We start from the raw sequence: 8,902 nt of genomic DNA on the forward strand, positions 1-8,902 counted from the left end.
ATTCACTCCCTTCAAAATATCTAAATTGATCATATGAAAAAAAAAGACATACGTTTCATTCATAAAGCAATGGCGAAGAAAGTTCGGAAAAACACTCTTCGCCATCTATGTAAGGGGAGTCTCCCTTATTTGTTCATTACGATGAAAGCAATAACTACACCGATGATTGGAAGTGCCTCAACTAAAGCAACCCCGATGAACATAATTGTTTGAAGTGCGCCTTTTAGTTCTGGTTGACGAGCAACACCTTCGATTGTACGTGATACGATAAGACCGTTACCAATACCTGCACCTAATGCTGATAAACCAATTGCAATTGCAGCTGCGATTACACCTAAACTCATTTAATTTGTCCTCCTTTGTATTATAAAAAAATAAATTTTTTCTTACTTAAATTATATTAATGGTCATGGCTTACTTTATGAGCCATATAAACCATCGTTAACATAACGAAAATAAATGCTTGGATTGAACCAACGAATACACTGAATCCCATCCACGCTAACATAGGTACAAGTGCACCTAATGCGCCAAGGACTGATGCTCCGCCCAACTTAGCAAGTAATCCTAATAAGATCTCACCTGCATAAATGTTACCAAATAAACGAAGACCTAACGTTAATGTGTTAGCAAACTCCTCAATAACCTTTAATGGGAATAAGAATTTCATAGGTTGGAAATAACCTTTTACGTACTCTTTCGTACCCTTCATCTTAATTCCATAATAATGGGTGAGGGTAACTACCATCACGGCTAATGTTAATGTAACTGCTGGATCAGACGTTGGTGATCTCCACCATGCAATATGTTCGCCAGCTTCAGTTGCTGAATACATGAATGGTAAACCAAGGAAGTTCGATACGATGATAAACATGATAAGCGTAACGCCAAGCGTTAAGAAACGTCCACCTGTTTTCCAGTCCATCGTACTATTGATAATCCCTTTCACGAAGTCAAACACCCATTCCATGAAGTTTTGCATCCCGGTTGGGCGAAGAGCTAAGCTGCGAGTTCCGATAACAGCGATTAAGAAAACAATAACTGCTGCTACAGTAACCATCATAACTGATGACAAATCGAACGTTAAACCTAGAAATTCAACTAATTTACCGTGTTCCACTAGTAATTCACCTCTCTTCCCTGCTCTTATACTCTAAATAAAGAAAATCTATGATCATGACAAGGTATCCTGTCAGCAATCCTACACCTAGGCCCCACATCGCGATTAACTCTTGATATTTGGCTGCAAATAAAATTAATAACCCAATCGTGGCGAATCTTGAATATGTACTTACCGCTGTTGCCTTGAACTTCACGTTTTCTCCATTTGTTACGCGATCTAGCAGCTTGTCTGTTCTACGTGCAATGATGCGCAAACTAAGAAAACTGAAAATCGTCCCGATAATCAGTCCAAGAAATACATCCTTGTAAGAGGTAAATCCCCATCCTAGCACTAGAAGCGCAAGCAAGTAGTACATATATTTCTTTTGTCTTTGGACAAGTCCATGTACGTCTATCATCATTGCTCTCCCGAATAGTAATGTCGAATGAGTCGAATCATTGCGTATACCCCTGTTCCTAGTCCGAGTAATAACCCTATAATAAGAAACAACGGAAACGTTCCAACCTTATTATCAATCCACTGCCCACCAAAGATTCCAACAAGAATAGAACCGACTAATTGAGCAAGAATACCTGACATTAAAGCATAAGCTTTTATATGGCTGCGATCGTTTTTTTGCAAGGATTCATCCCTCCAATATGTAACCCTCATTCACGATGTGTTAATAATAACTCATTTTTTTGCATAAATCCTATACAAAACAAAAAGTTTACATTTTCGTCACGGAATAGATGTAATTTTGTCACTGAAAGCCCTACCATCTATCCCCGTTGTTAGCATACAATAGGGTATTAACAGTGTCAACGAGAAATCGTAAAAAATCTAAAAATTTGAGTATTAGGCATTTCCTCCCAAAAATGAAAACGTTCCCCTTCTAAATACTGGTTACATATATGCAATTTCTAACAGTTTTCTCTTTATAATAGAAGGAAATGTTCACAAGTTTGTCACTATTATATTTTCGAGATATAACGCTTTTCTTCCATAATATAGTGTTCCTCAGACGTAAGACTTCTATATTATATGTGAGGTGTATGCAACTTATGTTGTATATACGATGTATATTTATCCTCTCCCCCTCCCCTACTTGCTTACAACAAAAAAGACGAGCTGGGGAATCTCCCCTGCTCGTCAGTTGTCTTACTTCGTTCCGAATAAACGGTCACCAGCATCACCAAGACCTGGTACTACATATCCGTGGTCATTTAATTTCTCATCTAATGCTGCTACATAAATATCAACATCAGGATGTTCTTCTTGTACTACTTTTACCCCTTCTGGAGCTGCAACGATACACATTAATTTAATTTGTTTCGCACCGCGCTTTTTCAGAGAGTTAATTGCTTCAGCCGCAGAACCACCTGTTGCTAGCATCGGATCTAGTACGATAAAGTCACGCTCTTCTACATCCGTTGGAAGTTTCACATAGTATTCTACCGGTTGCAATGTTTTAGGGTCACGGTATAAACCAACGTGTCCTACTTTTGCTGCTGGAATTAATTTCAGAATCCCATCAACCATTCCTAAACCTGCACGTAAAATCGGAATTAAACCAAGTTTTTTACCAGCGATCACTTTTGTTGTCGCTTTGCTTACAGGTGTTTCAATTTCAATGTCCTTAAGTGGAAGGTCGCGAGTAATTTCGAAAGCCATTAAACTTGCTACTTCGTCCACTAATTCACGAAAATCTTTCGTACCTGTATTCTTATCGCGAATATATGTAATCTTATGTTGAATTAACGGGTGATCAAATACATACAGTTTTCCCATGTGAATCTCTCCTTTAGATGATATTCATGCGTTTGCACGCTTTTTTACACTATTTACGATTGTAAAGAAAACGCTACTAATATTCAAGGGCAAATTTGGCAAAATCATGATTTTACGATGAATCTATCTAGTATCTTTACCAATTATGGGAGCTGTATCCTTCATTATATCGCCAAAATTTATTCATCATTTGTATACATACTTTAAAAATAATATATGTCCACAAAAAAGACCGCCAAAACAATTAAGTCTCGGCAGTCTTCTTCAATCTATTATAGATTTGGATACATTGTGAATTTGCTAGTTAACGCTTCTACACGCTTACGTACTTCTTCTAATGCAACTTCATTTTCATGATTTTTTAATGTATAAGCAATAAGTGACGCAATTTCATCCATTTCTTCTAAACCGAAACCACGAGATGTTACAGCTGCTGTACCGATACGTACACCACTTGTTACAAATGGGCTTGCTGTTTCAAATGGAATTGTATTTTTGTTCACTGTAATACCAACTTCATCTAATACGTGCTCTGCTACTTTACCTGTGATTTCTAAGTTACGAACATCAATCAAGATTAAGTGATTGTCTGTTCCGCCAGAAACAAGTGTAAGTCCTTCTTTTTGAAGACCTTCAGCTAAGCGGTTCGCATTGTTAATGATATTTTGTGCATATGTTTTGAAATCATCTTGAAGTGCTTCACCAAATGCAACAGCTTTTGCAGCGATTACGTGCATAAGTGGACCACCTTGAATACCAGGGAAGATTGATTTATCAATTTGTTTTGCAAATTGCTCTTCACATAAAATCATACCACCACGCGGACCACGTAACGTTTTATGTGTTGTCGTTGTAACGAAATGTGCATGTGGTACTGGATTTGGGTGTAAACCAGCAGCTACTAAACCAGCGATATGTGCCATATCAACCATTAAATAAGCGCCCACTTCATCTGCAATCTCACGGAATCGCTTGAAATCGATAACACGAGGGTATGCACTTGCACCTGCAACGATTAATTTTGGTTTATGTTCTTTCGCTTTTGCTAATACATCATCGTAATTAATACGGTGAGAGTCAGCATCCACGCCATATTCTACGAAATTATATTGTACTCCACTGAAGTTAACAGGGCTTCCGTGTGTTAAGTGACCACCATGAGATAAGTTCATACCAAGTACTGTATCGCCTTGCTCTAAAATCGTAAAGTATACTGCCATGTTCGCTTGTGCACCAGAGTGTGGTTGAACATTTACGTGCTCTGCGCCGAAAATTTCTTTCACGCGATCACGTGCGATATCTTCTACTACGTCTACGTGTTCACAGCCACCATAGTAACGTTTTCCAGGATATCCTTCAGCATACTTATTCGTTAAAACAGAACCTTGTGCCTCCATTACTGCTTCACTTACGAAGTTTTCCGAAGCAATTAACTCAATCTTTGAACGCTGTCTTCCTAGTTCTGCCTCAATTGCAGCAAATACCTTTTCATCTTGACGTTTTAAATGATCCACCAAAATCCCCCTTTTCTGAACGAATTACATCGATTCCCAACAGTTTTTTCTTATTTATTCAGAAAAAACGAAAATTCAGGTTGTAATTCTTTCGAACCTTCATGTTTTCAACTACATTCTAACATGACTTTCTATATCATAAAAGAAAAAAAAGACCGAAAATCGGTCTTTTCTTTCTTCTATTATAAAGTCAGACAACATACCTTTTATCTTATGATAAACAGTTACTATATGACTTCCTAATTTCTCATATTTAACGGCAAGTGGTAGTCTCTTCCACTGCCGCATAGACAGCACGCGCTCCACCAATTAGTTTTCCACGTGTTTTGGCCATCGTTACATGCGCACTTCCAATTGCCTTCACACTTGTACGAACCGGAACAGCTACATGCTTTAAATGCATACCGATAAATGTATCACCAATATCCATTCCTGCATCAGCTTTAATAAACTCAACTACTACCGGATCTTTCAAATTGTGATACGCGTATGTCCCCAATGCACCACCTGCTGATCTAACAGGCGTAACTGTTACAATTTCAAATTGATATTTTATCGCTACTTCTCTCTCAACTACTAAAGCACGGTTTAAATGCTCACAACATTGAAACGCTAATTCAATACCTGTTTGCTCTTGAAATTGTTTTAACTCAGAGAAAATCGCCTCTGCTACTTCCATCGTTCCTGATGTTCCAATTCTTTCGCCTAGCACTTCGCTCGTGCTACAACCCACTACAAAAATTTGACCGCTTTGTAATGAAGCTTGTTCTTGGAAATCAGAAAGCGACATTTGTAGCTGTTCTCTTACCTTTACGATTTCTGTCATTACGCCTCTTCCTTTCACAGGTTGGTTCACCAAATTATATTTCACACTACTGATAGTTAGAATCTATTACTTTGTTTCGTATGTTTTAATTTTTCCTACGCGGTTTTCGTGACGACCACCTTCATAGTCAGTTGTTAACCAGATTTTCGCGATATCACGCGCTAGACCAGCACCAATTACACGCTCACCCATCGCTAGCATATTAGTGTCATTATGCTCTCTCGTTGCTTTCGCGCTGAAAGTATCATGAACTAACGCACAACGGATACCATTTACTTTGTTTGCTGCGATTGACATACCAATGCCTGTCCCACAAACTAAAATACCACGATCTACTTCACCATTCGCTACCATTTCAGCTGCTGGAAACGCAAAGTCAGGGTAATCAACAGAACCAGCTTCACATTCACAACCTAAATCAATATATTCAATATTTAACTCTTCTAATAAACTTACAAGTTCTTTGCGGATATTCATACCGCCGTGATCAGATGCTATTACTACTTTCATTTTTACCCCTCCAAAGTTTCAATCAATTATCTTCATTTCACACTCGCTACCTCACATAGGAAGAAGTGATCTCCAATATCGTATTATACACGAAACATCAACCTACTGAATGTTTTTTCAGTAAAGTTTGTACAAGTTTTTCCATCTCATCTAACGTTTCTTTATAAATAGAAAGCGAGCCTCCAAATGGATCTGAAATGTCCTTGCCTATACCTTCAGTTAATCCATATAACGTATTTAATTTCTTTTCAACGCTCGGATAATGCCCAAGTACAATTTGCTTATGGTTTTCTGTCATCGTTACGACAATATCAGCCCAATCAAGCAAAGTTTCATTTATTTGCTGCGCCGCATGATCAATTAAAATTCCTTTTTCAGCTAAAGCTTCCTTCGCATGTACCGATGCATCGCTCCCAGGATAGGCGAAAACACCAGCAGATTGCACTTCAAACTTATCTCCTCCGTGATGACGAAGCAACGCCTCAGCCATTGGACTACGACATGTATTGCCAGTACAAACAAATAACACTCGTTTCATTCAAACCCACCCCTATATTCGATTTCTTACCATTCATCATAACTTACATTAGAATAGAACAAAAGAAATGTGAATATACAAAAGGCGCATTTCTCTTATATTTTTTCTAAGAAAAATGCGCCTTATCCACATATATGTGAAACCCTATTTCCAAGTGCCTAGAGTATTTTAACATACATGCTGAACATGCAACAAAATAAGGAATCCATTTCATACGAAACGGATTCCTCTTATATTGCAATTATTTCATTGTAACTTTCATTACTTCTGTTGAACCTTTTGTAGCTGCTACGCCTACAGTTGTCTTAATAGACTCAGCTGCATCTGTGTTTGTAATAACAATTGGAGTAATTGTGCTTTTCGCTTTTTCACGGATTAATTCTAAGTCGAATGAGATTAATTTATCTCCAGCTTTTACAGCTTGGCCTTCAGAAACGTGAGCTTCGAAACCTTCGCCTTCCATTTTTACAGTTTCTAATCCAACGTGGATTAAAATTTCTGTACCGTTTTTCGCTTTAATTCCGATAGCATGTTTTGTGTGGAATAATTGTACGATTTCACCATCAACTGGAGATACAACTACACCTTCAGTAGGATCGATTGCAACACCGTCACCCATCATACGACCAGCAAATACTGGATCTGGTACTTCTTCAATATTTTTCACTGCTCCAGTTAATGGAGCTACGATTGTTTCTTCATTTGTTTTTGAACCAAGACCGAATAATTTTTTAAACATAGGATAGTCCTCCTTATAATTTACCTAAAAGTTTATAGGGCAATCCCTAGTAAAGCTCGGGATACATGTAAGACTTCATACTTCGAATATTATACTGTAAAAACGCTTTCGAAATAAATTACGTCATTACTAATAGACTCTTATTGTAGCGCTTCACAAAATTCCAGTCAATTCTGATTGTCTGAATAACAATTAGAAGTTAACTTCTATTTATATTTTCTCTTTTTTTGCCCAACTTGTCTAGAGGTCTTTACTACATTTTATTTTTTGTTGTTAATTTGTAAAATTTAATTCAAACTTTTTTCAAAATCAACTTGACTAAAGTAAGTAACTATCTTATTATTACTTACGTAAGGTAAGTTAATAACTTTTAGGAGGTTTTTAAAAATGATGGATTTCGGTCTACTTATTATTCGTCTTATTATAGGAATTACATTCATGGGTCATGGCGCTCAAAAATTATTTGGTTGGTTCGGCGGTTACGGTTTAAAAGGAACAGGTGGCTGGATGGAGTCAATCGGTTTACGTCCTGGTGTATTTATGGCATTTATGGCTGGCGCAACTGAATTACTAGGTGGTTTCTTATTTGCATCAGGTATTTTCATTGTAGTTGGTTCATTATTTATCGTTGGAACAATGTTAATGGCTATCTTCACTGTTCACGGAAAAAATGGTTACTGGGTAACACAAAACGGATATGAATATAACTTAATGTTAATTGCTGTCGCTGTTGGTGTAGCTTTAATCGGACCTGGCGCATACGTTTTACTTTAATTTTTATCTCAAATTTGAGATTCTTGAAAAAAGAACTTACTTCATTACAATTGAAGTAAGTTCTTTTTATGAAACAAAATATTATTTCCAGCAGGATTTTCTCATCGTTATCTTGTAAACAAACAATAAGTATTCATATTTAGAAAGGGGATTACAAGCATGTTATCCATTAATCCAAATGAACAAACTGAAAAAGATAATTACAAATTACTTACTGGAAGTATCATCCCTCGTCCTGTCGCATTCGTTACTTCTGTAACAAAAGAAGGCGTACTAAACGGAGCACCATATAGTTATTTCAATATTGTCGCTGCTAATCCACCACTTATCTCAGTATCTGTACAACGAAAAGCCGGAGAAAGAAAGGACACTTCCCGAAACGCAATTGAAAAAGGAGAATTTGTCGTACATATTTCTGACGAATCATATGTAGCAGCAATTAACGAAACAGCAGCTAATCTCCCGCCAAATGAAAGTGAAATTGAACTAGCAAAACTAACACCAATCGAAAGTGAAGTCATCTCTGTTCCAGGTGTAAAAGAAGCAAATATTCGAATGGAATGCGTATTAGAACGTGCAATTCCACTTGGCGGAACGGAAGACTCACCAGCTTGTGATCTACTAATTGGACGCGTCGTTCGTTTCCACGTTGCCGAACATCTATATGAAAAAGGGCGCATTCACGCCGAAGGACTCAAACCAATAAGCCGCCTAGCAGGACACAACTATGCAAAATTAGGAGAACAATTTGAATTGGTTAGGCCAGTTTAAAAGTGGAAGTGGCCCGTTTAGCTCTGACCAGCTAAGGTTCTCTCGCACAAAAGGTGCTTTTTACCTTTCGTGCGGGAGGTTCTTAGATGCGAAGAGCTGGCCACTGGAACTGGATAATATCTAAAAGCGGAAGCGGCTCGCTCAGAATGAGAGGGGGATGGAGCTTCTGACGTAGAGGCGCTTTTTGCCTCGCAGGAAGACGCGAAGCCACCGACCATTCTAGCCGCTGGAACTGGATAATATCTAAAAGCGGAAGCGGCTCGCTCAGAATGAGAGGGGGATGGAGCTTCTGACGTAGAGGCGCTTTTTGCCTCGCAGGAAGACGCGAAGCCACCGA

13 protein-coding genes and 1 pseudogene are annotated in these 8,902 nt (G+C 38.0%); 2 read left to right on the forward strand and 12 right to left on the reverse strand.

Features of this window, described 5'->3' with window-relative positions; translation table 11 throughout:
* Positions 1-125: 125 nt before the first annotated feature.
* The 11 genes from atpE to ACTFR8_RS21920 form a co-directional block, all read right to left on the reverse strand.
* Complete coding sequence (atpE, locus tag ACTFR8_RS21870; protein WP_000052064.1) at positions 126-344, reverse strand: F0F1 ATP synthase subunit C; 219 nt, start codon at positions 342-344, stop codon at positions 126-128.
* Between the two features lie 56 nt (positions 345-400).
* Positions 401-1,120 (reverse strand): F0F1 ATP synthase subunit A, encoded by a 720-nt coding sequence (gene atpB, locus ACTFR8_RS21875; protein ID WP_000399871.1) that lies wholly within the window; start codon positions 1,118-1,120, stop codon positions 401-403.
* A 7-nt stretch (positions 1,121-1,127) separates the two neighbouring features.
* Positions 1,128-1,520, reverse strand: coding sequence for an ATP synthase subunit I (locus ACTFR8_RS21880; RefSeq protein ID WP_000567600.1), 393 nt, complete (start codon positions 1,518-1,520; stop codon positions 1,128-1,130).
* Positions 1,520-1,744 carry an AtpZ/AtpI family protein gene (locus ACTFR8_RS21885; RefSeq protein ID WP_001171223.1) on the reverse strand — a complete coding sequence of 75 codons (225 nt, stop codon included), beginning with the start codon at positions 1,742-1,744 and terminating at the stop codon, positions 1,520-1,522. The genes ACTFR8_RS21880 and ACTFR8_RS21885 overlap by 1 nt, the downstream gene beginning before the upstream one ends.
* A 26-nt stretch (positions 1,745-1,770) precedes the next feature.
* Positions 1,771-1,884 carry a DUF4024 domain-containing protein gene (locus tag ACTFR8_RS21890; protein ID WP_000232962.1) on the reverse strand — a complete coding sequence of 38 codons (114 nt, stop codon included), beginning with the start codon at positions 1,882-1,884 and terminating at the stop codon, positions 1,771-1,773.
* A gap of 379 nt (positions 1,885-2,263) precedes the next feature.
* Positions 2,264-2,893 (reverse strand): uracil phosphoribosyltransferase, encoded by a 630-nt coding sequence (gene upp / locus ACTFR8_RS21895; protein WP_000517539.1) that lies wholly within the window; start codon positions 2,891-2,893, stop codon positions 2,264-2,266.
* Positions 2,894-3,165: 272 nt separating this feature from the next.
* Complete coding sequence (glyA, locus tag ACTFR8_RS21900) at positions 3,166-4,407, reverse strand: serine hydroxymethyltransferase (protein ID WP_000349809.1); 1,242 nt, start codon at positions 4,405-4,407, stop codon at positions 3,166-3,168.
* 253 nt (positions 4,408-4,660) lie between these two features.
* Positions 4,661-5,233: a TIGR01440 family protein gene (locus ACTFR8_RS21905; protein ID WP_000136376.1), complete on the reverse strand. Its 573-nt coding sequence runs from the start codon at positions 5,231-5,233 to the stop codon at positions 4,661-4,663.
* A gap of 66 nt (positions 5,234-5,299) precedes the next feature.
* The gene (gene rpiB, locus ACTFR8_RS21910) at positions 5,300-5,743 is read right to left on the reverse strand and encodes a ribose 5-phosphate isomerase B (RefSeq protein ID WP_000869542.1); all 444 of its coding nucleotides are present in this window, start codon (positions 5,741-5,743) and stop codon (positions 5,300-5,302) included.
* Positions 5,744-5,840: 97 nt separating this feature from the next.
* Positions 5,841-6,281 carry a low molecular weight protein arginine phosphatase gene (locus ACTFR8_RS21915; RefSeq protein ID WP_000832368.1) on the reverse strand — a complete coding sequence of 147 codons (441 nt, stop codon included), beginning with the start codon at positions 6,279-6,281 and terminating at the stop codon, positions 5,841-5,843.
* Positions 6,282-6,522: 241 nt separating this feature from the next.
* Positions 6,523-7,020, reverse strand: a complete 498-nt coding sequence (locus ACTFR8_RS21920) for a PTS sugar transporter subunit IIA (protein WP_000473665.1) — start codon at positions 7,018-7,020, stop codon at positions 6,523-6,525.
* Positions 7,021-7,407: 387 nt separating this feature from the next.
* Here ACTFR8_RS21920 and ACTFR8_RS21925 point away from each other — a divergent pair, with 387 nt between their 5' ends.
* Positions 7,408-7,794, forward strand: coding sequence for a DoxX family protein (locus ACTFR8_RS21925; RefSeq protein ID WP_000968616.1), 387 nt, complete (start codon positions 7,408-7,410; stop codon positions 7,792-7,794).
* Between the two features lie 159 nt (positions 7,795-7,953).
* Positions 7,954-8,565, forward strand: coding sequence for a flavin reductase family protein (locus ACTFR8_RS21930; RefSeq protein ID WP_000949055.1), 612 nt, complete (start codon positions 7,954-7,956; stop codon positions 8,563-8,565).
* Positions 8,566-8,647: 82 nt separating this feature from the next.
* Here ACTFR8_RS21930 and ACTFR8_RS21935 read toward each other — a convergent pair.
* Positions 8,648-8,902: pseudogene (locus tag ACTFR8_RS21935) on the reverse strand (hypothetical protein); the annotation flags it as partial.

The sequence above is a fragment of the Bacillus cereus group sp. MYBK15-3 genome, from assembly GCF_051916765.1.
In the GTDB taxonomy this organism is placed as follows: Bacteria; Bacillota; Bacilli; order Bacillales; family Bacillaceae_G; genus Bacillus_A; species Bacillus_A cereus.

Coding starts and splice junctions, on each gene's coding strand:
- ACTFR8_RS21915 (WP_000832368.1), bottom strand. CDS start 6,281: ATGAAACGAGTGTTATTTGTTTGTACTGGCAATACATGTCGTAGTCCA.
- ACTFR8_RS21880 (WP_000567600.1), bottom strand. CDS start 1,520: ATGATAGACGTACATGGACTTGTCCAAAGACAAAAGAAATATATGTAC.
- upp (WP_000517539.1), bottom strand. CDS start 2,893: ATGGGAAAACTGTATGTATTTGATCACCCGTTAATTCAACATAAGATT.
- ACTFR8_RS21890 (WP_000232962.1), bottom strand. CDS start 1,884: ATGGTAGGGCTTTCAGTGACAAAATTACATCTATTCCGTGACGAAAAT.
- ACTFR8_RS21925 (WP_000968616.1), top strand. CDS start 7,408: ATGATGGATTTCGGTCTACTTATTATTCGTCTTATTATAGGAATTACA.
- atpE (WP_000052064.1), bottom strand. CDS start 344: ATGAGTTTAGGTGTAATCGCAGCTGCAATTGCAATTGGTTTATCAGCA.
- ACTFR8_RS21930 (WP_000949055.1), top strand. CDS start 7,954: ATGTTATCCATTAATCCAAATGAACAAACTGAAAAAGATAATTACAAA.
- rpiB (WP_000869542.1), bottom strand. CDS start 5,743: ATGAAAGTAGTAATAGCATCTGATCACGGCGGTATGAATATCCGCAAA.
- ACTFR8_RS21905 (WP_000136376.1), bottom strand. CDS start 5,233: ATGACAGAAATCGTAAAGGTAAGAGAACAGCTACAAATGTCGCTTTCT.
- ACTFR8_RS21920 (WP_000473665.1), bottom strand. CDS start 7,020: ATGTTTAAAAAATTATTCGGTCTTGGTTCAAAAACAAATGAAGAAACA.